This window comes from Pseudomonas bharatica CSV86 (assembly GCF_000319305.2).
In the GTDB taxonomy this organism is placed as follows: Bacteria; Pseudomonadota; Gammaproteobacteria; order Pseudomonadales; family Pseudomonadaceae; genus Aquipseudomonas; species Aquipseudomonas bharatica.
Window position 1 is genome coordinate 2,200,441 of sequence record NZ_AMWJ02000001.1, and the last position, 23,896, is coordinate 2,224,336.

The 23,896-nt window shown below is 61.7% G+C and carries 27 protein-coding genes and 1 pseudogene; 11 read left to right on the plus strand and 17 right to left on the minus strand.

What is annotated here, in order from left to right; all coding sequences use genetic code 11:
- The 7 genes and pseudogenes from fapE to pnuC form a co-directional block, all read right to left on the minus strand.
- Positions 1 to 747, minus strand: coding sequence for a fibril amyloid subunit FapE (gene fapE / locus CSV86_RS09715; protein WP_009405448.1), 747 nt, complete (start codon positions 745 to 747; stop codon positions 1 to 3).
- Between the two features lie 37 nt (positions 748 to 784).
- On the minus strand, positions 785 to 1,474 hold the full coding sequence (gene fapD / locus CSV86_RS09720; RefSeq protein ID WP_009405446.1) for a fibril amyloid maturation endopeptidase FapD: 690 nt from the start codon (positions 1,472 to 1,474) through the stop codon (positions 785 to 787).
- Positions 1,475 to 1,535: 61 nt separating this feature from the next.
- Positions 1,536 to 2,528 (minus strand): amyloid-like fimbrin subunit FapC, encoded by a 993-nt coding sequence (gene fapC / locus CSV86_RS09725; protein ID WP_037061959.1) that lies wholly within the window; start codon positions 2,526 to 2,528, stop codon positions 1,536 to 1,538.
- A 56-nt stretch (positions 2,529 to 2,584) separates the two neighbouring features.
- A pseudogene (gene fapB / locus CSV86_RS09730) lies at positions 2,585 to 3,156 on the minus strand (fibril amyloid subunit FapB).
- Position 3,157: 1 nt separating this feature from the next.
- Positions 3,158 to 3,628 carry a functional amyloid chaperone FapA gene (fapA, locus tag CSV86_RS09735; RefSeq protein WP_051032735.1) on the minus strand — a complete coding sequence of 157 codons (471 nt, stop codon included), beginning with the start codon at positions 3,626 to 3,628 and terminating at the stop codon, positions 3,158 to 3,160.
- 299 nt (positions 3,629 to 3,927) lie between these two features.
- On the minus strand, positions 3,928 to 4,479 hold the full coding sequence (locus CSV86_RS09740; protein WP_009405439.1) for an AAA family ATPase: 552 nt from the start codon (positions 4,477 to 4,479) through the stop codon (positions 3,928 to 3,930).
- Entirely contained in the window at positions 4,476 to 5,045 is a 570-nt protein-coding gene (pnuC, locus tag CSV86_RS09745; RefSeq protein WP_009405437.1) for a nicotinamide riboside transporter PnuC, read from the minus strand. Before pnuC ends, CSV86_RS09740 begins: the two co-directional genes overlap by 4 nt.
- A 212-nt stretch (positions 5,046 to 5,257) precedes the next feature.
- On the opposite strand from pnuC, the gene CSV86_RS31380 reads away from it, so the two are divergent.
- The 3 genes from CSV86_RS31380 (at position 5,258) to CSV86_RS09760 (ending at position 7,803) form a co-directional block, all read left to right on the plus strand.
- Positions 5,258 to 6,562, plus strand: coding sequence for a hypothetical protein (locus tag CSV86_RS31380; protein ID WP_205346237.1), 1,305 nt, complete (start codon positions 5,258 to 5,260; stop codon positions 6,560 to 6,562).
- A complete protein-coding gene (locus CSV86_RS09755; RefSeq protein ID WP_170394541.1) occupies positions 6,559 to 7,038 on the plus strand; it encodes a DUF2599 domain-containing protein in 480 nt (159 codons plus the stop codon). Before CSV86_RS31380 ends, CSV86_RS09755 begins: the two co-directional genes overlap by 4 nt.
- Before the next feature lie 201 nt (positions 7,039 to 7,239).
- Positions 7,240 to 7,803 carry a DUF2599 domain-containing protein gene (locus tag CSV86_RS09760; protein ID WP_009405433.1) on the plus strand — a complete coding sequence of 188 codons (564 nt, stop codon included), beginning with the start codon at positions 7,240 to 7,242 and terminating at the stop codon, positions 7,801 to 7,803.
- A 73-nt stretch (positions 7,804 to 7,876) separates the two neighbouring features.
- Here the strand turns inward: CSV86_RS09760 and CSV86_RS09765 are convergent, their stop codons facing one another.
- Both CSV86_RS09765 and CSV86_RS09770 read right to left on the minus strand, forming a co-directional pair.
- Positions 7,877 to 9,511 (minus strand): methyl-accepting chemotaxis protein, encoded by a 1,635-nt coding sequence (locus CSV86_RS09765; protein ID WP_009405431.1) that lies wholly within the window; start codon positions 9,509 to 9,511, stop codon positions 7,877 to 7,879.
- Positions 9,512 to 10,026: 515 nt separating this feature from the next.
- On the minus strand, positions 10,027 to 10,341 hold the full coding sequence (locus tag CSV86_RS09770) for an ArsR/SmtB family transcription factor (protein ID WP_000349485.1): 315 nt from the start codon (positions 10,339 to 10,341) through the stop codon (positions 10,027 to 10,029).
- Positions 10,342 to 10,482: 141 nt separating this feature from the next.
- On the opposite strand from CSV86_RS09770, the gene CSV86_RS09775 reads away from it, so the two are divergent.
- Genes CSV86_RS09775 through CSV86_RS09790 form a run of 4 tightly spaced genes read left to right on the plus strand, consistent with a single transcriptional unit; the run spans position 10,483 to position 13,985 of the window.
- Positions 10,483 to 11,487 (plus strand): permease, encoded by a 1,005-nt coding sequence (locus CSV86_RS09775; RefSeq protein WP_040363373.1) that lies wholly within the window; start codon positions 10,483 to 10,485, stop codon positions 11,485 to 11,487.
- 12 nt (positions 11,488 to 11,499) lie between these two features.
- Positions 11,500 to 12,777, plus strand: a complete 1,278-nt coding sequence (locus CSV86_RS09780; protein ID WP_000610830.1) for an ISL3 family transposase — start codon at positions 11,500 to 11,502, stop codon at positions 12,775 to 12,777.
- 27 nt (positions 12,778 to 12,804) lie between these two features.
- A complete protein-coding gene (locus tag CSV86_RS09785; RefSeq protein WP_170394543.1) occupies positions 12,805 to 13,611 on the plus strand; it encodes an undecaprenyl-diphosphate phosphatase in 807 nt (268 codons plus the stop codon).
- Complete coding sequence (locus CSV86_RS09790; RefSeq protein ID WP_009394833.1) at positions 13,611 to 13,985, plus strand: DUF1294 domain-containing protein; 375 nt, start codon at positions 13,611 to 13,613, stop codon at positions 13,983 to 13,985. Before CSV86_RS09785 ends, CSV86_RS09790 begins: the two co-directional genes overlap by 1 nt.
- Positions 13,986 to 14,009: 24 nt before the next feature.
- On the opposite strand, the gene CSV86_RS09795 is transcribed toward CSV86_RS09790, so the two are convergent.
- Both CSV86_RS09795 and CSV86_RS09800 read right to left on the minus strand, forming a co-directional pair.
- A complete protein-coding gene (locus tag CSV86_RS09795; RefSeq protein WP_009394834.1) occupies positions 14,010 to 14,375 on the minus strand; it encodes an MmcQ/YjbR family DNA-binding protein in 366 nt (121 codons plus the stop codon).
- Positions 14,368 to 15,276 (minus strand): LysR substrate-binding domain-containing protein, encoded by a 909-nt coding sequence (locus tag CSV86_RS09800; protein ID WP_009394835.1) that lies wholly within the window; start codon positions 15,274 to 15,276, stop codon positions 14,368 to 14,370. Before CSV86_RS09800 ends, CSV86_RS09795 begins: the two co-directional genes overlap by 8 nt.
- A gap of 121 nt (positions 15,277 to 15,397) precedes the next feature.
- Between CSV86_RS09800 and CSV86_RS09805 the strand changes: the two genes are divergently transcribed.
- Together CSV86_RS09805 and CSV86_RS09810 are read left to right on the plus strand one after the other, a co-directional pair.
- Positions 15,398 to 16,009, plus strand: a complete 612-nt coding sequence (locus CSV86_RS09805; RefSeq protein ID WP_009394836.1) for an FMN-dependent NADH-azoreductase — start codon at positions 15,398 to 15,400, stop codon at positions 16,007 to 16,009.
- Positions 16,010 to 16,113: 104 nt separating this feature from the next.
- Positions 16,114 to 17,145: an alpha/beta hydrolase family protein gene (locus CSV86_RS09810; protein ID WP_009394837.1), complete on the plus strand. Its 1,032-nt coding sequence runs from the start codon at positions 16,114 to 16,116 to the stop codon at positions 17,143 to 17,145.
- On the opposite strand, the gene CSV86_RS09815 is transcribed toward CSV86_RS09810, so the two are convergent.
- From CSV86_RS09815 to CSV86_RS09830, 4 genes are all read right to left on the minus strand, one after another.
- Positions 17,125 to 18,321 carry an MFS transporter gene (locus CSV86_RS09815; RefSeq protein ID WP_009394838.1) on the minus strand — a complete coding sequence of 399 codons (1,197 nt, stop codon included), beginning with the start codon at positions 18,319 to 18,321 and terminating at the stop codon, positions 17,125 to 17,127. The genes CSV86_RS09810 and CSV86_RS09815 overlap by 21 nt on opposite strands.
- A 154-nt stretch (positions 18,322 to 18,475) precedes the next feature.
- Positions 18,476 to 20,062, minus strand: coding sequence for an ABC-F family ATPase (locus CSV86_RS09820; RefSeq protein ID WP_009394839.1), 1,587 nt, complete (start codon positions 20,060 to 20,062; stop codon positions 18,476 to 18,478).
- 20 nt (positions 20,063 to 20,082) lie between these two features.
- Positions 20,083 to 21,276: a tyrosine-type recombinase/integrase gene (locus CSV86_RS09825; RefSeq protein ID WP_009394840.1), complete on the minus strand. Its 1,194-nt coding sequence runs from the start codon at positions 21,274 to 21,276 to the stop codon at positions 20,083 to 20,085.
- A 211-nt stretch (positions 21,277 to 21,487) separates the two neighbouring features.
- Positions 21,488 to 21,715 carry a hypothetical protein gene (locus tag CSV86_RS09830; RefSeq protein WP_009394841.1) on the minus strand — a complete coding sequence of 76 codons (228 nt, stop codon included), beginning with the start codon at positions 21,713 to 21,715 and terminating at the stop codon, positions 21,488 to 21,490.
- Between the two features lie 75 nt (positions 21,716 to 21,790).
- Between CSV86_RS09830 and CSV86_RS09835 the strand changes: the two genes are divergently transcribed.
- A complete protein-coding gene (locus CSV86_RS09835; protein ID WP_009394842.1) occupies positions 21,791 to 21,961 on the plus strand; it encodes a hypothetical protein in 171 nt (56 codons plus the stop codon).
- Between the two features lie 16 nt (positions 21,962 to 21,977).
- Here the strand turns inward: CSV86_RS09835 and CSV86_RS09840 are convergent, their stop codons facing one another.
- The gene (locus CSV86_RS09840; protein WP_009394843.1) at positions 21,978 to 22,148 is read right to left on the minus strand and encodes a hypothetical protein; all 171 of its coding nucleotides are present in this window, start codon (positions 22,146 to 22,148) and stop codon (positions 21,978 to 21,980) included.
- A 312-nt stretch (positions 22,149 to 22,460) separates the two neighbouring features.
- Between CSV86_RS09840 and CSV86_RS09845 the strand changes: the two genes are divergently transcribed.
- Positions 22,461 to 23,048, plus strand: coding sequence for an NYN domain-containing protein (locus CSV86_RS09845; protein ID WP_009394844.1), 588 nt, complete (start codon positions 22,461 to 22,463; stop codon positions 23,046 to 23,048).
- 7 nt (positions 23,049 to 23,055) lie between these two features.
- Here CSV86_RS09845 and CSV86_RS09850 read toward each other — a convergent pair whose 3' ends face one another.
- Positions 23,056 to 23,859, minus strand: coding sequence for an adenine nucleotide alpha hydrolase family protein (locus tag CSV86_RS09850; protein ID WP_009394845.1), 804 nt, complete (start codon positions 23,857 to 23,859; stop codon positions 23,056 to 23,058).
- Between the last annotated feature and the right edge of the window lie 37 nt (positions 23,860 to 23,896).

Consider the following 23,896-nt stretch of genomic DNA (forward strand, 5'->3'; position numbering starts at 1 on the left):
TCAATATCCTGAAAGACGAAGGCCCTTCAGTTGGTCAAGATTGCAGTTCAGCGCCCCGGCAGTAGGCAGGTTGTTTCGTAGCACCACGTTGAGCTGGGTCAGGTTGTGCACGGCATTGTTGCCGCCGAGCAGCGTGGTGTTCTGCATCAGGCCGCCGTCGGCCAGGCGCTGAAGGCTGGAACCCTGGCCGTTGGCGGCCTGGATACCCATCTGCAGGCCAGTGGCGGTGGAAGAAACACTGAGGGTGCCAGCACCGTTGCCGGTGGTGATGGTGCCGCCGCTGGCCAGTGCCTGGCCTTGCGGGGCGCCCATCGGGGGAGCCTGGTTGGCTTCCTTGACGTTGATCTGCACGTCGTTGTACGCGCTGTTGTTGTCGCCGGCGGCCCGGGTGACCTGGACCACCCCCTGGCCGGAGCCAAGGCCGGCGCCGCCGGTGACACTGCCATAGCCCTGGGCCGTGGAGGTGCCGGTACCGGCTTCGCTGGTGGTGGAAACATAGAACTGCGGTTTGAAGGTGGACTGCTGCACCTGCAGCGAGGCCGTGGCACCGAGACGGTCACCATTGGCGTTCTGCCAGGTACTGCTCATGACCACGCCGAAGCTGATGATCCGTCCCGGCATCACATAGCGACCGCGCAACTGCGCCAGTTCCTGGTCCTTGACCTCGATCGGCTTGAATTGCGCCAGCGCCGGCAGAGGAAGACTGGCCGCCATGCACAGGGCCACCAGCCAGCTTGAAGTCTTCATCGCGTGCTCCCGGAGCTCCCTGCTCGCTTTTCTTTGGTTAGAAGAAGTCGCTCTGGATGAAACCGAATTCCATCAACTGGGCGTCGTCGATGGGTTGAAAGTCGTTGATCCGGTGTTTGGCGGTCAGCGGCGCCGGCGGGGCGAGCAGGGCATTGCCCTTGTCGTAGCCGGGGCCGATGACGGCGAAGATGATGCCGTTCCAGCCTTTGACGAAATCGTCGAACTTGTAGCGCTTGTTGCCCAGCACCGGATCCCCGACATAGACCCAGTCGTTCTGGGTGCGCTGCAGCACCACGAAGTGCTTGTAGCCGCGGATGTCCATCAGCACCACCACCGGTATGGTCACGCTCTGCAGGCTTTCCGCTGGTATCCGGTAGCCGCGGGCACGCATGCCCAGGCTTTCCACGTAGCGTTTCATGTCGAGCATGGAAAAGCCCTGGACGCGGACCTGGTCGTGGTCGGAGTGGGCGAGCATGCCTTCGATGATGTGGGCTTCATCCACATCCAGCCAATAGGCCTGCTTTAGGATGGTGGCGAGGGCGGCAGCGCCGCAGCTGAAGTCGGTCTTTTGCTGGACGATATTGGCGAAGCGGCGTTCGCGGATGCTTTGCACCGGCTTGTAGACCATGGTGCCGCCTGGCAGGGCGACCGCCATGCGTTGCACGGCGACGGCCTGGCCGAGCGGCAGGCCCAGTACTACCAGCAGCGTCAGCAAAAGCGCACGCATGGGCTTCCCCTTCCATGAACTCAAGGAAAGGGGCCCCGAAGGGCCCCGATCAAGGTGGCTGTTACATGCCGGTGCAGGCGCGGCAGCCTGCGGCGATGGACAGCGAGTTGCTTTGCTGGTTGGCGTTGCCTGCCGAGACGTTGGCCCCGACGTTGCCCGACACGCCATTCAGCGAGTTGGTCAGCGATGCGGTGTTGGTCACCGGGTTGACCCAGCCGGTTGGCGTCAGCACTTGGTAGGAGGCTACGCCGAAGAGCGCGAAGTCGCCTTCCTCGTGGAACTTGAGCGGGTCCTTGTCGGTACGGCCGCCGCCATGACCCTGGCCATGGCCATGGCCGTTGCTGCTTTCGTCTTCTACGTAGCCCCAGCCGTTGCCTTGATACTTGCCGTAGGCGGCGAAGCCGGAGTACAGCGTATCGGTTTTGTAGGTACGGTCGGCGCTGTTGCTCACACCGAGGCCGGTGGTGGTCTGGTTGGCAGCGGCACTGGCCACGGCTACCCGACCGCCGGATACGGCGATGGCGAGGTTGTTTTTCTGTTGGTTGAAGTCGCCGGCGGTAACGTTGACGCCGATGTTGCCGGAGCTGCCGTTGGCCGAGCTGTTGAGGGACGCGGTGTTTTTCGTGGAGAAGTTCGCCACGCCGTTGCCGATGTTGTTCTGGGTGGCACTGGACACGGCCATGGCGCTGCCGAAGACGAAACTTTCGTCAGCGGTGGCGATGGCGGCGACGTTGTCCTGCTGGTTACCGTCGCCGGCGGCGGTGTTGGCGCCCAGGTTGCCCTGCGAGCCGTTGGCCGAGTTGTCCATTTTCGCGTCGTTGCGGGTGGCCTCGTTGTTCACCCAGTTGGCGGCGTTGGTCTGGGTGTCGATCACCGTGGCGGCGGACCCGGCATTGACCAGCAGGCTCAGCAGGTAGCTGGTATTGCCGTCGTGGCCGCCATTGTGGCCGCCGTTATGCCCGCCGTGTTCGTTATTGCCACCCGCTTGTGCAGCAACTGCCATGACCGCTGCGAGTGCGAATACCAAGGGCTTGAGTGCCATTGTTGGTTTCATGGTGTTTCTCCGCATTATCGTTTTTGATTGTTAAGTGTTGTGTTGCCGGTTTCGGGTCAGTCGGCGACCCGTACGCTCAGGGTGTTGGCCATTCGGTTCCCCACCCCTGCGCTCTGATTCAACTGGACTACCCCCGGTTATTGGCGAACGCTTGGTCGCTGGTGCTGACCTGGCGGCTGCCCGGGGCTTGTCCGGCTGGATCGGAGCTGTTGGACAGCGCCACGTTCTGCTGCAGCAGGACGCTGTCATCGATGCTTTGCGGTACCGCGCTGATGGCGATGCGTACCGCGTTGGCCTGCTGGGTCCCGGCGCCGGCGGACTGGTTGACCCCCAGGATGCCGTTGCCTTTGCCGAAGGCGTTGCCGCCGATAGTGGCGCTGGCATCCACGGCGCGGCTGGCCGGGGTGTCGATGCGCTGGAGGATATGGGTGCTGGCCTGGGCTTCGTGGCCGATGGCGATGGCCCGGCTGTTGGCCTGCTGTTGCTGGTCGCCGGCGGCCTGGTTGATCGACAGGTTGCCCTTGTAGCCGTGGGCGCTGCCGTCGATGTTGGCGTTGTCCTGTACCGGTGGGGCGCCCAAGGCGCTGGCGGAGCAGAACAACACGAGGAACAGCGCACGGGCATCCATCCTATTTGCCTCCGGTCAGCATCTGCAGGGGAGCCAGGCCGGCACCGATGGCACCGCCGACCCGATTGGAGATGCCGGCCCCGGCGCCACCGCCACCCGCTGCCGCACCACCGCCAAGGCCGTTGGCACCGCCCATGCCCGGCAGCGTGGCGGGTACCGCATTGACCCCGCGCACGCCGCCGGCGTCCGGCAACAGCATGCGGCTGACCGTCGAGCCACTGGCGACATTGGCGAAGTCGCCGTCGCTCAGTTCGTTATCGGTCTGGCCGACGATGCGTTTGGAGGCATTGAGGTTGACGGTGGTCGGGCTGGGGTCGGGGCGGTCCTGGCGGATAGCGGGGCGGGTATGCACATCGCGGGTCAGGACCACCACGCCATTGCCGGCGGCCTGGGCCTGCACGGCCAGAAGGGAGGCGCCGAGCGCGCATCCGACAAGCATGAGGTGAAGCAGGCTTTTATTGTGAGTCCCCACGGTGGCGGTTCCTTCTTCTGTTCGCTGGCCCTGCTCAGCATTGCCAGAGACAGAGCAGAAGCTGTGCCGCTTTTGGCTTTTGCAGAAGAATCAGAGGCTTGTGCGAAGGTGACGGAATTACGCCGGGGACAGGTGTAAAGCCGCTGAGACAAGCTGGCCGCATGTGGCCGGGAAGCACAGGGAGGAGGGCGCTCGCAAAGGCGTTGGCGGGATGTGTATCAGTGTTTTTACAACCACGGCTGATCGGCGCGCAAAGGCTCTACCCGGCGGCCTGGCCGGCTGCGAGCTGTTTCAGCCGGTTAACACTCGGTGGGGCAATCCGCCGGCTTGTCGTCGAGCAGGCGTTGCACGGCGGCCAGCACCGTGGCGCGGCGGCCGGACCAATCGCCCTGGATGATCTGCAAGGGCTGCCGGTGCTGCTCCAGCCATCGGCGGCTGTCTTCGAAGAACACCCTTCGATCATCCAGTGCCGGCTGGCTGCGCTGGCCGTCGGCAATCCACGGCACCCCGTCGGGGCTGAGCAGCAGGTGCAGGTCGTAGCGGCGGGAAAGCAGCGCCGGTTCGAGCCAGTCAGGGCAATCGTGGAACAGTACCCGGCTCCATAGCATGTTGCTCAGCAGGTGGGTATCGAGGATGAGCAGTGGCGGCTGGCGACGGCGGGCGGCGTCTTCCCAGGCCAGTTGCGCGGTGGCGATGGTAGCGATGTCGGCGTAGCAGGTATCGCGTTGCTGCTCATCGATGAAATGGCGGACATACTCGCCCACCAGTTCACCACCGAAATGTGCTTGGATTTCCGCGCCCAGCCAGCTTTTGCCACTGGATTCAGGGCCGGTCAGTACCAGGACTTTCATGCTGCGGCTACCAGGGCCGGATCCCGCCGCCATTCGCGCAGACCCTGGATCGCCAGCAGGGTGAACAGGGCGTAGAGCCCGGCGGCGAGGTACAGGCCCTGCCAAAGGAAAAGGCCGACGCTGACCAGGTCGACCACGATCCACAGCGCCCAGCACTGCACGCGCTTTTGCGCCATCCACCACTGTGCCACCAGGCTGAAGCCGGTGATGATGGCGTCGATCCAGGGTTGTTGGCCATCGGTCCAGGTGCTCATGACGGCACCGAGGCCGACGCTCATCAGCAGGCCCGCCAGCAGGCCAAGGTGGACCTGCGCCGGCGCCAGCAGGGTGACCTTGCGCGCCTCGCGTACGCTGTCCGGGCGCGTCCACTGCCACCAGCCATAGACCTGCAGCACGGCATAAACGCCTTGCAGGGCCATTTGCGAATACAGATGGTTGTCGCGCAGCAGCCAGCCGAACAGCAACACGCCCACCAGGCCGACCGGCCAGCACCAGAGGTTCTGTTTGACGGTCAGCCACACGGAGAAAGCGCTGAAGGCCACGGCGAGCCATTCGAGGCCGGACATCGGCGCTCCTTGTTACAAGCGGAAAAGAGGGGGCGGATTGTACCTGCATGAGACTTTTCTGACAGCGCTTGCCGGTGGGCAGGACTGACATTTTTGTCAGTTATCCATCCGAATGCTTTATGTCAGGCTTTGCTCTGTGGCGTGGGTCAGTGGTTTGTCGTTTTCCTTTTCGCCTGGGACCTTTAATCCAGCATGCGAAGGAGACCCTTGCCATGCGAGCGACTGCCAGAAAAGCCCTGTTGTTATCGACGCTACCCTTGCTGCTGCCATGGGCGGTGGTGCGGGCGGAGACGTGTGCGGAAACCGTGAAGTTTCTTCAGGAGATGTACAGCTACACACCGCGCATATGCCCTGACGGCGAGGCCGCCGACAGCTGTTCGGGAGTGACCTTGCGCGGGACCACCCGTGCCGACCCGGCGAAAGGCGAAGCCTGGAACGTTTGGGAGTCGAGCCCGCGCAGCAAGCAGCGGGGAACTGACTCGTATTCCTATATTCGTGCCGACATCAACTTCGCCGACCTCGCCGTGTACACCAACAACGGCTACATCATCGCGCCAAACGCCAATGTTTGCGCGGGCCAGCCAATTTCCTATACGCAGTGCGCCTACCCCAAGGACGGCTGGACCTATAACCGCCCTGATCGAGGCTGCGGCGATAGCCCGCAAACCTCGATAACCGAAACCCATTGCCAGAATGTCGGTGTCAATAGCGGCCAGGCTTGGTGGGACCAATTCCGGCGCAACCAGACCCCGGACGGCGCCTGGGGGCCGCAACCGTACCAGATGCAATGCTCGTTCGACATGTCCAAAGCCCGGGGCAAGGCGGGGCGGGCCGAAGCCTTCGGCGACTTCATCGACGCCTACAAGCTTACCGGCGGCCGCGAATTTCTGATGGCCAACGAGATATTGAGGTCGAACGACCAGCCGCCCAACATCACAGCGTTCATGTACACCGACCCCGCCGGGCGCGCGGATGCACTCAAGAACCAGGCTGATTATTTCCGGGTGACGGGCAACTATCGGCCGGTCGTCCAGGTGATATTGCCCAAGTATCAGGGCGGACAAGTACAGTTCCTGTGCGATGGTCAGCAGATGGCTTTCCCGGGCTACAGCAAGACGGCGGGCTTCTGCCGGCCTGGCAAACCCTCCAGCCCGGGCTTTGGTGTACCCGGCTCGCCAGTACTGACACCGGCGCAATCTGCGGCCCAGGCGGCCCAGGCCGCACAACAGGCGGCCCAGGCGGCGCAACAGGCACAGGCTGCGGCCCAGGCAGCGCAAGCCCTTGCAGCTGCCCAGACAGGGCAATCTTCCGGCCAGCTTCCACAGTCCTCGGGCCGACGCCGCAATCTTCCGGTCAATATCCGCAGGCTTCCGGGCAATCACCTGCGCAGGCTGCTGCTCAGGCCGCCGCCCAGGCGGCAGCCTTCGCCCAGTCTGCCGCCGCTGCCGCCCAGGCGGCGCAAAGTGCTGCCCAGTCGGCCCAGGCGATACAGACAGCTGCGCAGAGTGGCCAGATGACCCAGGCCCAGCAGGCCGCGCTGGCGGCTGCCCAGGCCCAGGCCGCGCAAAGTGCCGTGGCAGCGCAAACCGCTGCAGCCCAGGCCCAGGCGGCCGCGGCTGCAGCGGCGGCGGCGCAGACCGAGGCGGGCTACTGCCGGAAGTACATCGAGAGTGCCACCTGGGTACAACGTGACGAGCCGGGCTACGGACTGATCTGGTCGCTGCAGGTCAAGCCGACGGAGTGCGCACGGCGGATGGGACCTGACCAGACCGACCGCGCGTATCAAGAGCTGTACGAGATGTTCAAGACCGATCCGCGCTGGACCGAGAACATCAATCCAGGCTCCATGCGCAGGCAGTTCGTCTGCCATGTGGTGGGTGTACCCTTCAAGGAGCTCTGGAACATCGAGCCGGCAAGGCCTTACGTTTCCCACCAGGCTTCGCTGAGCCTCCCGTACATCTGTAACCCTTTGCCGTCCGACGCCGGTAAATAAACCGGCCAGCCATGCCCTTGTCGGCACCCGCTGCCGGCAGGGGCATTTCATGGGGCCTCCGATCGGTTTTCCGCCTGACCTGATATTTCTGTCAGTTTCGCCTCCCGGCCGTTGCGCGCAGATTGTGCTTGCGGCGTCGAGTTGTGGCTGTCCAGTCGTTGTTGCGTCGGATCACTTATCAATAGCTCCGGAGACAGGATGATGAACAGACGCATCAATGGATGGGTACTGATAGCGACATTGCCCTTGCTGCTACAGACGACGCTGGCGCTCGCAATGACCCAGGCCGAGCAGGCCGCCATGGCCGCAGCGCAAATGGAGGCCGCGCAAGATGCCGCGAATGCAGCGGCCCAGGCTCAGGCGGCGGCAGCCGCTGCAGCGCAGGCTCAGGGGGCGGCAACTGCCGCAGCGCAGGCGGGTTACTGCCAGAAGTACATCGAGAGTGCCACCTGGGTCCAGCGTGACGAGCCGGGCTACGGGCTGATCTGGTCGCTGCAGGTCAAGCCGACGGAGTGTGCACGCCGCATGGGCCCTGACCAGACCGACCGGGCCTACAGCGAGCTGTACGAGATGTTCAAGAACGATCCGCGCTGGACCGAGCAAATCAATCCAGGCTCCATGCGCAGGCAATTCGTTTGCCATGTGGTGGGTGTACCCTTCAAGGAGTACTGGAACCTCGAGCCGGCACGGCCTTACATTTCCCATGAGGCTTCGCTGCGTTTGCAGTACATGTGCAACCCCCTGCCGTCCGACGCCGGAAAATAGAACGGCCAATCATGCCCCTGTCGGCACCCGCTGCCGGCAGGGGCATTTCCATGGGTGTCGGCGGCGTTTTTTTTCACACCCGGAACTGCCCCAGCACATTCTCCAGATGCGCACTCAGCCGATTCAGCGCACGCCCCGACTCGCTCGAGTGCTGGGCGGCGAGGGTGGTCTCGCGGGACAGCCCTGCGGTTTCGGTGACGCTGCGGTTAATGTCTTCCACCACATGGGATTGCTGCAGGGTAGCGCTGGCGATCGAGGCATTGAGTGCGGTGAGGTTATGCAGCGCCTGGCTGATGGCATCGAGGCTGGCCCCGGCTTCACTGGCTTGCGCGACGGTCTCGCGGGAAACCTGGCTGCTGGCGTCGATGGCCTTGACCGCTGCTTCCGACTGGCCTTGCAGGTGTTCGATCATCGCCTGGATCTCGGCGGTGGACTGCTGGGTGCGCTGGGCCAGCAGGCGCACTTCGTCGGCGACCACGGCGAAGCCGCGTCCCTGTTCCCCGGCCCGGGCCGCCTCGATGGCGGCGTTGAGCGCCAGCAGGTTGGTCTGCTCGGCGATGGAGCGGATCACCTCCAGTACGCTGCCGATCCGCGTGCTCTGCCCGGCCAGGGCCTGGATGACCTGGACCGCTTCGTCGATGGTGGCCGAGAGTTCGTCGATCTTGCGCAGGCTGCCCTGGATACTCTGTTGGCCCTGGCGAGCGCAATCCTGGGCGGCGCTGGTCTCGCCGGAGGCCTGTTCGGCATGCTTGGCGACATCCTGCACCGCATAGCTGACTTCATTGATTGCCGTGGCTACCTGTTCCATCTGCTGCGATTGCTGTTCGCTGCACTGGCGGGTCTGCTCGGCGGTACTGCCGACGGCACCGGCGGAGCCGTCCAGTTCATGGGCGGCCTCGCGCAGGCGGCTGACCACCTGCTGCAGTTGCCCGGTAAAGGCGTTGAAATGCTGGCCGAGGCGGGTGATTTCGTCGTTGCCGTGGGTGTCGAGCCGGCGGGTCAGGTCGGCTTCGCCACTGGCGATGGTGGCCATGGCGTCCTCGGCTTCGCGCAGGGGCCGGACAATGCTGCGGGCAATCATGATCACCAGCAGGGCGAGGATCACTGCAATGCCGATTCCGACCAGCGAGGCGTCGCGTAGTTGGCGGTAGAACTCGGCCTGCATGTCGTCGATATAGATGCCCGAGCCGATGACCCAGCCCCAGGGCTGGAACAGCTGGATATAGGAGGTTTTTTCCACCGGCTCGCTGGCGCCGGGCTTGGGCCAGCGGTAATCGATGCTGCCGGCGCCCTTGGCCTTGGCCAGCGCTACCATCTCGTTGAACAGGGCGAAGCCGTCCGGATCGCGAATCGCCGACAGGTCCTGGCCCTCGAGCTTCGGATTGGTCGGGTGCATGATCATCCTGGGGCCCAGGTCATTGATCCAGAAGTAGTCGTTCTGGTCGTAGCGCAACCCGCGCACGGCATTCATGGCCTGTTGCTGGGCAGCTTCGCGGCTGAGGGTACCGGCGCTTTCCAGGCCTTGGTAATAGGCCAGGATACCGGCGGCAGTTTCCACCACATGGCGGGTTTTCTCGGCCTTGGCCTTGTACAGGTCGGTGTGGATCTGGTTGAGCATGAGCAAGCCGAGGGTCACCAGCATCGCTACGGCCAGCACCAGGATGAGCCACAGGCGCCGGCTGATCGACATACCGCGTAAAGTCTTCATAAAAGTGGCCTCGAGTTCTTGTTATTGTCACGAGCATCCAAGCACGCTTTGCCGCTTCTACCTACTCGACCAATGGATAAGTCGTTGATTCGGCAGGCTCCGTTGCGTACGACCGGGCAGCGTTTGTCCGACGGGTCTGATAGGATCTCGGCCTTTGCGGGCCAAAACTGAAGGGTACGCCGGCTTTTTTCTGCGGCGCTCAGCGAGTCTGGGTCTCTAAACCAAGCAACGAATACTACAAAGGGGCATGCCGCGAGCATCGCCTCACGGGGAATGATGGATTTTTGGACCGCCATGCAGGCAGTGATTCTCGGCATCGTCGAGGGACTTACAGAGTTTGGGTATCCGGAATTTCTGGTTGATAAAATGCCAAAGATGTAAAGAAGAAAATCTTTCTCAGCGGATTATCTGATTGATCCTCTTCAGCCTACTCTACTGCCAATTTTCTGTTTCCACCTTCGCCTGAGTCTTCATAGCGATGCTGACTAGGGAGGACAGCGAGAGCTGGGCAAGCGTCAAAGCGGTTCTGGTTCATGCGCAATCCGGACACCTGCACAACATTCCTCTTGTAAGAAACCGATCAAATTCTCTAGGTGCCCATACTCGGGTATACAGACAATCGTGCGGCTATGTTTCTCCTGCCGGATCAGCCCTACCTTGGCCATGCGCGCAAGGTGATGTGATAGCGTCGAAGCAGGAATACCCAGCCCCTTCTGGATATCTCCGACCGAAGCCCCATCATGGCCAGCTTTGACCAGAAAGCGGAACACGGACAGTCGGTGACTATTCCCTAGCTCAGCTAAGCTGGCTGCAACCTTTTCGTGATCCATAGCACGCCCCAATAATTCGATGTTTCTAGAATTATAGTTGACAGGTCGGATAAACGCAAGTAGGCTGCGTACATCATTTCGACAATACTAGAAATATAGGAGTAATATTGAATGTCATCTCAACTCCAAGACGCTCTAGGCATGTTCGCCTTTCTCGCTATCGAGCTATCGGTTTTATTCATTGGCATTAGCTTGCTGGTCGGAGTTCTTCAACGTCACATCCCACCATCCAAGGTGGAAGCGTTACTGACTTCCAGTGGGAAGCGAGGCTATTTTCTTGCTGCTGGTTTAGGAGCTATAACGCCCTTCTGTAGTTGCTCGACTATCCCCATGTTGAAAGGGTTGATTCGGGCACGGGCCGGTTTTGGGCCGATGATGGTGTTTCTTTTCTCATCTCCGTTGCTGAATCCTATCGTCGTCGGCCTGCTGGTTGCCACGTTTGGATGGACACTTACTGCTATCTATGTGCTCGCCGCTTTGGTGGTCGCGGTAGGTGCCGGATGGCTGCTTCACACGCTTGGCTTCGAGCGTTATGTGCGCCGGACGGCGACACAAGAGAGCAGTGGATGTAGTTCATCAGCAAGCCCGTGCAGTGCTACATCGACCGCATCGAGTTGCGGCACCAACAGCTGCGACACCACTCCGAAGACGGCTTCTTGCGGGGCTGATAGGAAGACAACAGTCTCTACGTCTAGCGAATGCTGTGACAGTCAACCCACTGTCACGGTTAAGAAAGAAGGGAAGTACAGTGGTGTGTGGCGGGAAGCTTGGTCGGACTTTATCGATGTGTTGCCTTACCTGCTCATCGGTATTGCGATTGGCAGCGTGATCTATGGTTTCATGCCCACTGACTTATTGGAGCAGTATGCAGGCCCAGATAATCCCTTTGCCATTCCAGTTGCCGCTGTCATCGGCGTGCCGTTGTATATTCGCGCTGAAGCCGTCATACCTCTGGCAGCGGCTCTGATGGCCAAAGGCGTGGGTGCCGGGACGGTGCTAGCGTTGATCATCGGCAGTGCCGGAGCCAGCCTGACTGAGCTCATTCTGTTGCGCTCTTTGTTCACGCTGAAGCTTTTAGCGGCGTTTTTAGCAGTCATTTTTGCTATGGCGATGATTGCCGGTTACGCCACCTACCTGTTTTTCTGATCAAGGCGGGAGATGATTAATTCGTTAAGCCTTCCTGGGTACCAGTTGGTGGATTCTGATGAGCAGAATGAAGACATACATTTTCGGCTTGAAGCACCTACACCAGTAGCCTGCGAGGGGTGCGGCGTGCAGGGTGAGTTCGTGCGGTTCGGCAAGCGTGACGTTCCCTATCGTGATCTGCCCATCCACGGCAAGCGGGTCACTCTCTGGGTGGTCCGCCGCCGATACACCTGCCGGGCCTGCAAGACAACATTCAGGCCCCAGCTACCGGAGATGGTGGACGGATTCCGTATGACACTGCGGCTGCATGAGTACGTGGAGAAGGAATCCTTCAACCACCCCTACACCTTTGTGGCGGCACAGACCGGCCTGGACGAGAAGACGGTGCGCGACATCTTCAACGCCCGCGCCGAGTTCCTGGGGCGCTGGCACCGCTTCGAGACGCCCCGCATCCTGGGCATTGACGAGCTATACCTGAACAAGCGCTACCGCTGCATTCTGACCAACATTGAGGAGCGAACCCTGCTCGACCTGCTGGCCACCCGCCGCCAGGACGTGGTGACCAACTACCTGATGAAGCTGAAAGACCGGCAGAAGGTCGAGATCGTCAGCATGGACATGTGGAACCCCTACCGGGCAGCGGTCAAGGCTGTGCTGCCCCAGGCCCGTATCGTGGTCGATAAGTTCCATGTGGTGCGCATGGCCAACGATGCCCTAGAGAGAGTGCGCAAGGGCCTCAGAAAGGAGCTGAAACCGTCCCAGAGCCGGACTCTCAAGGGAGACCGGAAAATCCTGCTGAAACGCGCTCACGAAGTCTCAGACCGGGAGCGCCTCATCATGGAGACCTGGACAGGCGCGTTCCCGCAACTGCTGGCCGCCTACGAGCACAAGGAGCGCTTCTACGGCATCTGGGACGCCACCACACGGCTCCAGGCAGAAGCCGCCCTGGACGAGTGGATAGCCACCATCCCGAAGGGCCAAAAGGAAGTCTGGAGCGATCTGGTCAGGGCAGTGGGAAACTGGCGCGAAGAGACCATGACCTACTTCGAGACGGACATGCCCGTCACCAACGCTTACACGGAGTCCATCAACCGACTGGCCAAGGACAAGAACCGTGAAGGGCGCGGTTACTCCTTCGAGGTGATGCGGGCACGAATGCTCTACACCACGAAGCACAAGAAGAAGGCACCGACTGCGAAGGTCTCTCCTTTCTACAAGAAAACCATCGGTTACGGACTGCCGGACTTCGCAGAGGAACTCAACTACGGAGTCGATCTATCAACCATCTGATAATGGTATCAGGTTGGTGGGGTAAAGGTGCCCCATCAACCATTAAATCCGTATACCCCAGAGTTTTTGCCGATCTCCAGCACCGGCCACCAGATCGTCGTGGCCGACCTGATCGACTTCGGTGGTGAACGGGCGATGGCCTTCAACATCATCATCCAGCTCGGGGCGATCCTGGCAGTGGTATGGGAATTCCGGCGCAAGATACTCGACGTGGTGGTTGGCTTGCCGAGGCAGCGCCAGGCCCAGCGCTTTACCGCCAACCTGCTGATCGCCTTCTTCCCGGCGGTGATCCTCGGCGTCGCCTTTGCCGATTTGATCCACCATTACCTGTTCAACCCGATCACCGTGGCCGTGGCACTGGTGGTGGGCGGGGTAATCATGCTCTGGGCCGAGCGCCGCGAGCATGTGATCCGCGTCCAGGAAGTCGACGACATGCGCTGGACCGACGCCCTGAAGATCGGCTGCGCTCAGTGCCTGGCGATGATTCCGGGAACCTCCCGTTCCGGCTCGACCATCATCGGCGGCCTGCTGTTCGGCTTGTCGCGCAAGGCCGCCACCGAGTTCTCGTTCTTCCTGGCCATGCCAACCATGGTCGGCGCCGCAGTGTATTCGGGCTACAAATACCGGCACCTGTTCCAGCCGGATGATTTCATGGTCTTCGCCATCGGTTTCGTGGTCTCGTTCATCTTCGCCATGATCGCCGTGCGCGGCCTGCTCAAATTCATCGCCAGCCACAGTTACGCGGCGTTCGCCTGGTATCGCATCGGCTTTGGCCTGCTGATCCTGGCGACCTGGGTATTCGGCTGGGTCGATTGGTCGGTGGCCCAGGGGTGATGCGCTACCCGCGCCTGAAACTGGTCGCCTTCGTGATGCTCTGCCTGCTACCCGTGGGCGGAGCACTCAAGGTTGGGCTGGCCGGGCAGTTCTGGCTGCCGGCGCTGGTCTACCTGCTGGCGAGCCTGGTGTGTGCTGGGCTCTATTGGCACGACAAGCGCCAGGCACTGGCGCAGGGGCAGCGGATTCCGGAGAAGGTGCTGCATCTGCTTGAGTTTCTCGGCGGATGGCCAGGGGCGCTGGTCGGGCAGCAGGCCTGGCGGCACAAGACGCGCAAGCTTTCCTACCAGTTGGTGTTCTGGATGATTGTGCTGATCCACCAGGCCATTTGGGTGGACTGGCTGTTTCTCGGGCAGTGGAAGCACATTTTCTGAGCCGGGGCGACGCAAGCCACGCTCCTACAGGTCCCGGGTAAGCCCTGCCCGCAGCGCCTTCGGCAGTTTGCTCACTACCAACTGGTGCGAGCGAGTCAACAGATCCTCCAGTGCTTCCCTTCCCAAGGCATAAGGCCAGGCCACACTGATCCAGTGCGCCCGCGCCAGATACGGCGCCGGCCTGACCCCAGGCATGTCCACGTAACCCACGAACAGGTCCTTGTCGACCTTGAAGGACAATCCCGCTCCCGCCAGGTCCATCACCGCGAACATCTTGTTGCCGGCGACGGAGAACACCCGTACACCGCCCCATTTGTAGTCTTCCCGGGCACCTGGCAAGCCCAGGCAGAAGGCTGCTACCTGTTCTTCGTTCAATAGCCGCTCAGACATACCGCTCTCCACATTCCTCGAAGGACGCCACCAGATGGTCGATCCAGGCTCGCACCGCTGGCAGCACACCGCGTCGATGAGGGTAGACCGCCTGCAGGAACCCGCTGGGCATCGACCAGTCCGGCAGCAGATTGACCAGTTCGCCCCGGGCCAGCTCTTGTTCGCAGTGCAACAGGGGCAGGGCGGTGAAACCAAGGCCGGCCAGGGCGGCGGCCTTGCGTACGACGAAATCGTCGATGGCCAGGCGCGCTTCCAGGGCCAGTTCTTCGCGCTTGCCGTTACCGTCGAGCAGGCGCAGGTGCACCAGGCGATCGGCCTCCACTGCCCCCAGGACTGGAAGCCCGGCCAACTCGGACGGGTGCCCGAGCGGGTGCGCGCGGGCGAAATCCGGCGACGCCACCAGTTGCATCTGTGCCCGGTTGAGGCGGCGGGTGACCAGGGCGGGGTCTTCATCCCCGACATCACGCACGCGCAGCGCAACGTCGATGCCCTCGTTGATCAGGTCGACACGACGATTGACCAGGACCATCTCCAGTTGCACCTGCGGATACAAGGCCAGAAAGCGCGTGATGACTTCCGGCAGGAAGGCATGGGCCAGGCCGACCGGGCTCGATACCCGCAAGCGTCCACGAGGTTCGCTGGTCATGCTGGCCACCGCCTCGTCGGCCATTTCGGCCTCAAGCAGCATGGCCTGGCAGTGCCGCAGGTAGCGCTCGCCCACGGCAGTCAGCTTGAGCTGGCGGGTGGTGCGTTGCAGTAGTCGGGTGCCGAGGCGCTCTTCCAGCTCGGCGATGCGCCGCGACAGGCGCGACTTGGGAATGCCCAACTGGCGTCCGGCGGCGGCGAAGCCACCGGCTTCGACAACGCGGGCGAAGTAGAACAGGTCATTGAGGTCTTGCATGATTGTTCCATTGGTGGGACGAACTGGCGCGAATTCGCCATCTTATCACTCATTGATCATGCCGGTAGGATTCACTCCATCGTCACCGCTGACCCGCGGTCCTCACATCAGGGAGAATCCCATGAAGCTCTTGCATATCGATTCCAGCATCCTCGGCGACAACTCGGCTTCGCGCCAGCTGAGCCAGCAAGTGATCCAGGCCTGGCAGGCCGCCGAGCCGGGTGTCGAGGTGATCTACCGCGACCTCGCTGCCGACGCCATCAGCCACTTCTCTTCGGCAACCCTGCTGGCCGCCGGTACCCCGGAAGAAGCCCGTGACGCCGCCCTGGCCCATGAAGCCAAGCTGAGCGCCGATACCCTGCAGGAGTTCCTGGATGCCGACGCCGTGGTGATCGGTGCGCCGATGTACAACTTCAGCATCCCCAGCCAGCTGAAAGCCTGGATCGACCGCATCGCCGTCGCCGGCAAGACCTTCCGCTATACCGAAGCCGGCCCTGAAGGCCTGTGCGGTAACAAAAAGGTGATCGTGGTGTCCACTGCCGGTGGCCTGCATGTTGGCCAGCCTACCGGTGTCGGCCATGAAGAATTCCTCAAGGTGCTCCTCGGCTTCATCGGCATCACCGATGTCGAGTTCGTCCGCGCCCACGGCCTGGCCTATGGCGAGGAGCCGCGCAACAGCGCAATCCAGGCGGCCCAGGCACAGATTGCCAACGAGCTGTTCGCTGCCGCCTGATCCTGCTGTCAGGAGTTTCATCCAGCTTTCATACGCTGCGTTTTGGCCCGCTCTATGCTTGGCATGGAGCGGGCCATCGCCGTTTGGGTCAAGGTGAAACGAAAATGCAGGTTCTGCGGACGTTGCTGGTGCTTTCGCTGCTTGGGTGCAGCCTGCTGGTGCAGGCCGAACCGGCGCAGCACTGGAGCGTCGGCCTGCATCGCATGACGGTGCCCGACCCACTGGACGGCCAGCCGATGCAGGTGCTGGCGTTCTATCCCTCCAGCGGCCAGCCCCATGTACGGCGTATCGATGGCTATCGGCTCAACGTAGCGGCCGAGGGGCCGGTGGTGATGGGGCGCTTCCCGCTGCTGGCGCTGTCCCATGGCAATACCGGCACGCCCATGGCCCTGCACGACCTGGCCAGTGCCCTGGCGCGGCGCGGCTTCGTGGTGGTCGCTGCCGTGCATCCCGGCGATAACAACAAGGACCACAGCCGTCTCGGCACCTTGAGCAATCTCTATGGCCGTCCTTTGCAGATCAGCGCGGCGATCACTGCCGCCCTCGACGATCCACTGCTGGCTTCCGAGGTCAGCCCCGACCAGGTGGGCATGATCGGCTATTCGGCCGGCGCCGAGACCGCCTTGATCCTTTCCGGAGCACGCCCCGACCTGCAGCGGCTGCGGCGGTACTGCCAGGAGCGTCCGCAGGATGCCGACGCCTGCACCCGGCAGGGTGAGCTGATCGCCGATCGCGACGACCTGCTCCCCGAAGCCGACCCGCGGATTCGCGCATTGCTGTTGATGGCCCCGCTGAGCCTGAGCTTCGGGCGCCAGGCGCTGGCGGACGTCAAGGTGCCTTCGCTGATCTACAGTGGCGATCATGACCAGTTGCTGGCGGTGGACAAGAACGCCGAGGCCCTGGCGCGCAAGCTGCCGGTGACGCCCAACTACCGCCGCCTGGAAGGCGCCGGGCATTTCGTCTTCATGTCACCTTGCGATGAGGTGCAGCGGGCGCGGATGCCCGCCCTTTGCACCGATGCCGAAGGTGTCGATCGCCTTGGCATCCATCTGTCGCTGCAGTCGGAGGCCTCGCACTTCTTCAACAAGGCCTTGGGCGTTTCCGCTCGCGCCGGCCTACATACCGCCGGTAACTGAGCGGCGCAACAGCAGCGTCACCAGCGCCACGCCGAACAGCGAGAGCAGCGCCGCCACGCAGAAGATCCAGGCATAGCCCAAATGGGCGGCGACGAATCCCATCACCGGCCCGGCGATCGCCAGGGCCAGGTCGAAGAACACTGCGTAGGCGCCAAGCCCGGCGCCGCGACTGGTGGTCGGCACTTGCCGGATCGCCTCTACCCCTAAGGCCGGATACACCAGCGACAGGCCGAAGCCGGTCAGGCCGGCGCCAACCAGAGCCAGCACCGGCGAGGGGGCCAGCCAGAGCAGCGCAAGGCCCAGGGTCTCGACGGTCATGCAGGCGATAGCCACGCGGTAGCCGCCCCATTGGTTAACCGCGTTGACGAACAGCAACCGCGCGCAGATGAAGCACACGCCAAATGCGCTCAGGCACCAGGCCGCGCCGCTCCAGCCGCGTTCCAGATAGAAGAGGGTGACGAAGGTAGTCAGGGTGCCGTAGCCGATCGACGCCAGGGTCAGGGCCAGGCCGCACGGTGCGACACGGCCGAAGGCGGCCCAGAACGGCAGGCGCTCGCCACGCACGACCGGCAGCGAAGGCTGGCTGCGGATCACCAGCAAGGCGATCAGGGCCAGCACGGTCAATGCCAGGCCGATGCTCCAGAAACCGCTCTCGCCGGCGAGGAACACCCCGACCGGTGCGCCGATGGCAATGGCACCGTAGGAGGCGATGCCGTTCCAGCTGATCACCCGTGCCGTGTGCTCGGCGCCGACCTGGCCGATGCCCCAGCTCAGGGTGCCGACGCCGATCAACCCCTGAGCCACCCCCAGCAGCACCCGACCCACCAGCAACAGCATCAGGCTCACCAGCGGCAGGCTGAGCACCAGTGCCGAAGCCCAGGTCAGCAGGCCGGCCAGGGCAATGCCGATCAGGCCGTAGGCGATGGACCGCCGCGTCCCCAGGCTGTCCGCCAGGCGCCCGGCCATGGGCCGGCTGAGCAGGGTGGACAGGTATTGAATACCGATGACCAGCCCGGCTACCACGGCGCTGTAGCCGAGCACATCGTGGACATGGCCGGGCAATACCGCGATCGGCAGGCCGATGCAGATAAAGGCTATGAAGGTGTAGAAGACGATCGAGAGAATGCGCAGGGTGATGGACAGCGACGAGGGCGAAGCGGAGGGTGCGGCAGGCATGGGGTTTCGTTCGCAGGCAAGCGGTTGAAGTCTTGCATCATGGCTGCGTGCGGAAATAAAAGAAAGCAGGCTAACGAATTAATCGATCAGTTGTTGCTCTAGTCCCGGCATGTGGGACTGGGCGTTGGGGCCGCAAAGCGGCCCCATTGGTTTATCAGACCACGACGCCCTGGCTGCGCAGGTAGTCGTCGTAGGTGCCACTGAAGTCCACCACACCATCCGGGCTCAGCTCGATGATGCGGGTGGCGAGCGACGACACGAACTCGCGGTCGTGGCTGACGAAGATCAGCGTGCCCGGGTAGTTTTCCAGGGCCAGGTTGAGCGCCTCGATGGATTCCATGTCCAGGTGGTTGGTCGGTTCGTCCATCACCAGCACGTTGGGCTTTTGCAGGATCAGCTTGCCGAACAGCATGCGGCCTTGCTCACCACCGGAAATCACCTTCACCGACTTGAGGATCTCGTCGTTGGAGAACAGCATGCGCCCGAGGGTACCGCGGATCACCTGTTCGCCCTGGGTCCACTGGCCCATCCAGTCGAACAGGCTGACGTCGTCCTCGAAGTCGTGGGCGTGGTCCTGGGCGTAGTAGCCGACTTCGGCACTTTCGGTCCATTTCACGCTGCCGGCGTCCGGCGCCATTTCGCCTACCAGCATGCGCAGCAGGGTGGTCTTGCCGATACCGTTCGGGCCGATTACCGCAACGCGCTCGCCGGCTTCGACGGTAAAGCTGAAGTTCTTGAACAGTTGCTTGTCTTCGAAGCCCTTGGAGACTTTCTCCAGGGTCACGGCCTGGCGGTGCAGCTTCTTGGTCTGTTCGAAGCGGATGAACGGGCTGACCCGGCTCGACGGTTTGACCTCGGCCAGCTGGATCTTGTCGATCTGCTTGGCACGGGACGTGGCCTGCTTGGCTTTCGAGGCGTTGGCCGAGAACCGGCTGACGAAGGTCTGCAGTTCGGCGATCTGCGCCTTTTTCTTGGCGTTGTCGGCCAGCAACTGCTCGCGGGACTGGGTCGCGGCGGTCATGTACTCGTCGTAGTTGCCCGGGAACAGGCGCAGCTCGCCATAGTCCAGGTCGGCCATGTGGGTGCAGACCGAGTTGAGGAAGTGACGGTCGTGGGAAATGATGATCATGGTGCTGTTGCGCGCCGTGAGGATGTTTTCCAGCCAGCGGATGGTGTTGATATCCAGGTGGTTGGTCGGCTCGTCGAGCAGCAGTACTTCAGGATCGGAGAACAGCGCCTGGGCCAGCAGCACACGGAGTTTCCAGCCGGGTGCGACTTCGCTCATCGGTCCGAAATGCTGTTCCAGCGGGATACCCAGGCCCAGCAGCAGCTCACCGGCGCGGGATTCGGCGGTGTAGCCGTCCATCTCGGCGAACTCGGTTTCCAGCTCGGCGACGGCCATGCCGTCTTCCTCGGTCATCTCCGGCAGCGAATAGATGCGGTCGCGCTCGGCCTTGACCTTCCACAGCTCTTCGTGGCCCATGATCACGGTGTCGATCACGGTGAACTGCTCGTAGGCGAACTGGTCCTGGCGCAGCTTGCCGAGCCGGGTGTTGGGTTCGAGCATGACCTGGCCAGCGCTTGGCTCCAGATCGCCGCCGAGGATCTTCATGAAGGTGGACTTGCCGCAGCCGTTGGCGCCGATCAGGCCGTAGCGATTGCCGTTGTTGAACTTGACGGAAACGTTCTCGAACAGCGGTTTGGCGCCAAACTGCATGGTGATGTTAGCTGTTGAAATCAAGGGTATTACCTATCAATAACTTAAGTGGTTTCTTCGCAGCTACGGACCAATTTCGGACCAATTTGGAGCTTTTGCAGCTCCTGCCAGTCGTTGGACGAGTTAATCCAGCGTGCATAGGTCGATAAAAGCATCTGCACGCTATGCCCGAGCTGTTGGGCGATGAATGCGGGGTTAAGGCCAGACATTAAGCATATTGTCGCATAGGTGTGACGGCAGTTGTATGGCGGCCGGCGACGGATACCCAGCTCATTCAGCACAGGAACCCATTGCTTGTGCAGGTCGGACGTCTGCTTGACGTACTCGCTGCTCTTTGACGGCGGGAATACGTACGGCATTTCGGTCACTTTTCCCTTCCTATCCTTGCGCCGCTCGGCGTATTGCTTTGCATACTCGATAGCGTGCAGCGCGCGGTCGTTCAGCAGTACGAACCGATCCTTTCCTGTTTTCGTCCTTTCCTCCACCAAGCCCTGGGCGACGGTCCTCTTCACGTGAACGGTCTTCTTTTCGAGATCGACAGCGTCCCACCTTACCGCGAGCGCCTCCGAGAGGCGCAGGCCGGAGAAAAACACGAACTCGAAAAAAGCGGCATAGATGAGGCTTGGCCAGTGCTTGTGTTGGTACAGCCTGGCGATGATGGCGTTGGCTTCATCCAGGGTAAAGGGATCGATTTCCTTCTTCGACCGCTTTGGCAGGTCGAGAATGGCAGCCGGATTCTTTGGAATCAGCCCCTCACGAACCGCCCCCTCCAGAATCGTGGAGAGACGAGTGATCGCGTTTCGCTTCACATTCGGTGATGACCACGAGATGGCGGCGATAATCCGCCTCAGCAGAGTTGTTGTGATCAGATCGATCCGAACCATGGCCAAGTGCGGCATCCAGTAGAGGTTGAGCGCGCTTTTGTAGTTGAGGCGAGTGCCGGCGGTTATCTCGCGGCTATCCAGCCAGAGCTGGGCATACTCGCCAAACATGGGCGTTCCGCCAGCGACAGCGGTGGAGCTCGGGAAAAGCTCCGCATATTTGTCATGATCGAGAAGGCCCAGCTTGATCAGGCTGTTTACTTTATCGCGAAGCTGGGATGCAGCTTTGATCCCTTTCTGTGTCGCGGGGTAGGGAAGGGTTTCGCTTCTACGAGAACCTTCCCAGGTGAAGCGAATTCTGAGCGATCCGTAATGGACGTCGATTCCCGGGGGTAGATCCAGAGGCTTTCCAGCCATTCGTCATATCTCCGTTTGCTGTAGATGATTCGGCGGCCATGTCGCATCCAGACGCCTTCAGGGATCGCCCCACGCTGGCGTCGGCCCTCGAGGGCTCGCTTGGTGCAGCCGAGAAGATCGGCCATGCGCTGTTCGGTGACCTTGTCGACGTCACCGGTGCTTTCGGTTTCCATGGGATGGTCTCCACGCCGCCGGTGGCGGCAGTTGGTGGTCAGGCCTCGCCTTCGATGATCGAATCCTCAATCGACTGTTTGATTGGATCGTGGCCACCCATGTACACCTGGCACATAGCGCTGTCTTGACGGCACACCACGTCATCATTGGCCTCTTCGTCTTCGCTCAGGACCGAGAGGGCTTCCTGCCGAATCTGCTCGATGGTCAGACCCTCTGGCACTTCGTGTACGGACTTCACGATGGTGGTGATCGTGATGATTGGCATGGCAATAGCTCTCCATGCCCGCGCATGTCGGCGGGCTCATGTGTTAAAAAAGAGGGAATGAACAGGAGGATCGATATGGGCAAGACAGCCAAACCGTTTTACTTCGCCGCCGTGCCGCTCATTGTGATTGGCGCTGCGTTCGCCGCCGTTGGAGCGTCAGGCCAGGCTGCGTTCGGATACACGTCGGTCGGCCTCCTGGTGCCGGGCCTCGTGCTGTTGGTCACTGGGTATCGCCGGCGGGCTTGAGTTGTAAGGGGAGGGGTTAGGCTCGCGCTTCGAACAGTTCGATCTGCGAGGCCTGGGTGTCGCGAATGCTGATGGCCTCGGCGATGCGCTGCTGCGCGGTACCGAAGTGGATCTCGTCTTGCTCGATGCCACCGCTGGCGCTGGATGGGTGTAGAGCGGGCCAAGTTTGGCCGCTTCTTCCAGGCATCCCTTCCAGCCATCTGCGTAACCCTGGTCCCAGTCGTGGCTCATGCCCAGCTTGGCTATGCAGGCAGGAAGTGTAACGGGATCGCCCTGGTGCAGCTCTGGCTTATCCAGCAGCTCTTGCAGCCTAACAGTCAGGCCCTTCAGGTCGTGGTCGTACAGAGCGCTGTTGATTTCTTCCGCCAGGTCGCGCGGCACGCTGACCATTTCGGTGCTGGATCGGTTTTCTGTGGGCATGGGGATACCTGTAGTGGCGTTAAGCCATTTGTTGGGCTAGGGTGGGCCGCTGAATCGTTAACCAAACATGGAGCTGTTGATGACCAAGAAGAAAAAGTCTGCGGCACTTACGCCGTCTGTTCGTGCGGGGAATGCTGCAGCCCACGGAGAACTGGCGAATGAATCCGTTCATGTTTTCGTGGATGACCAGAATCTATTCTGGGGACTGCTGAACGCAGGGAAGAGCCGGGGTTACCGGATCGATTTTGGAAGGCTGCTACTGGCTGCAGCTAAGGACGCCAATGGGAAAACCAGATACGTGAAAAGCGCTTACATCGCTGGCGTCATTCCTGACGACGACAGTTTCTGGACGGTCGCCGAGAAACAGGGTTTCAAGGTAATGCGCGGTTATCTCAGCGGAAGCCCCGGTTCACAGCGTTCCAAGCAAGACGACGCTTACCTCGTTACCGAGATTACCTCGACGCTGTATGAGCAAGAGGGGCCGTCAACTATCGTTTTGGTCGCTGGGGACGCTGACTACGTTCCTCCTCTGATCAAGGCTGGCCAGAAGGGTTGGAGGACTGAGGTAGCATTCATCGATAGAGGCCTGTCCTCCGCTCTTGATGCAGTTGCTCATGAGTTCAGGACCATGAACTCGTCGTCGATCGAACTGCTACCCAAAAAATGATGCTGCTCTAATCGCCGCAGAAGCAGCCAATGTCCTCCGCCAGGTAGTCGAAATCGAAATCCGTCTGCCTGGCGCGCTGGTCCGCTGACCACGCCAGCGCTCGGTAGTTGGGCCGATCCTGCCGGAACACCTGGCCGAACCGCTCTTCGGTTCCAGACCACCAGATAACACTGGACGGGTCTTCCTGAATGGTCCTGATCAGCTTGGCCTCGTTCTTCTTCCAGCACAGGTCGCAGTTGCCGTAGTCCGAATCCATGCCCAGGTCGAAAGGCTGCTCCGCCCAGAAGGCGGCCACGTCCTCTTTGATGATGCCAGCGACGTAGGACGGGCAGACGCTGTCCCATCGGGCATTGCCGCGCTCGTTGGCGGTCATCATCCGGCTGTAGCGGCGAGGCTCGTCGTATCGAATGCCGACGATACAGTCCCACTCGTCGTAGCCCAGGGCTCGCATGTGCTTCTCACCGATCTTCACCTTCAGGTAGGCGGTGCACATGTTGTTGCTAAAGTTCGGCAGCACCGCCGGCAGATTCTTCTCCGCCTTCCGGTAGGCCTCGTAGTACTCGAGCATCATCGTGAAGGGTTCGCCGTTGCGGCTGGCCGTCTCGAAGTCGACGATCTTGTACCAGGGCGCTTCGTCCGGCTGGCCGTAAACCCGGCACCACTCCATCCAGACGATGTTGACGCCCCAGTGCTTAGCCATGGCGTCGATAAAGACCAGCGTCTCCTCGCGCTCCTTGCCGGTGTTCTGGAAGAAGGCATGCGCATCTTTCGGGAGCTTGCCGCCGTGGGCCTCAAGGATTTTCCAGAGCATGTGCCCGCTGGTGCGACCACCACTGACGCCGATCTGT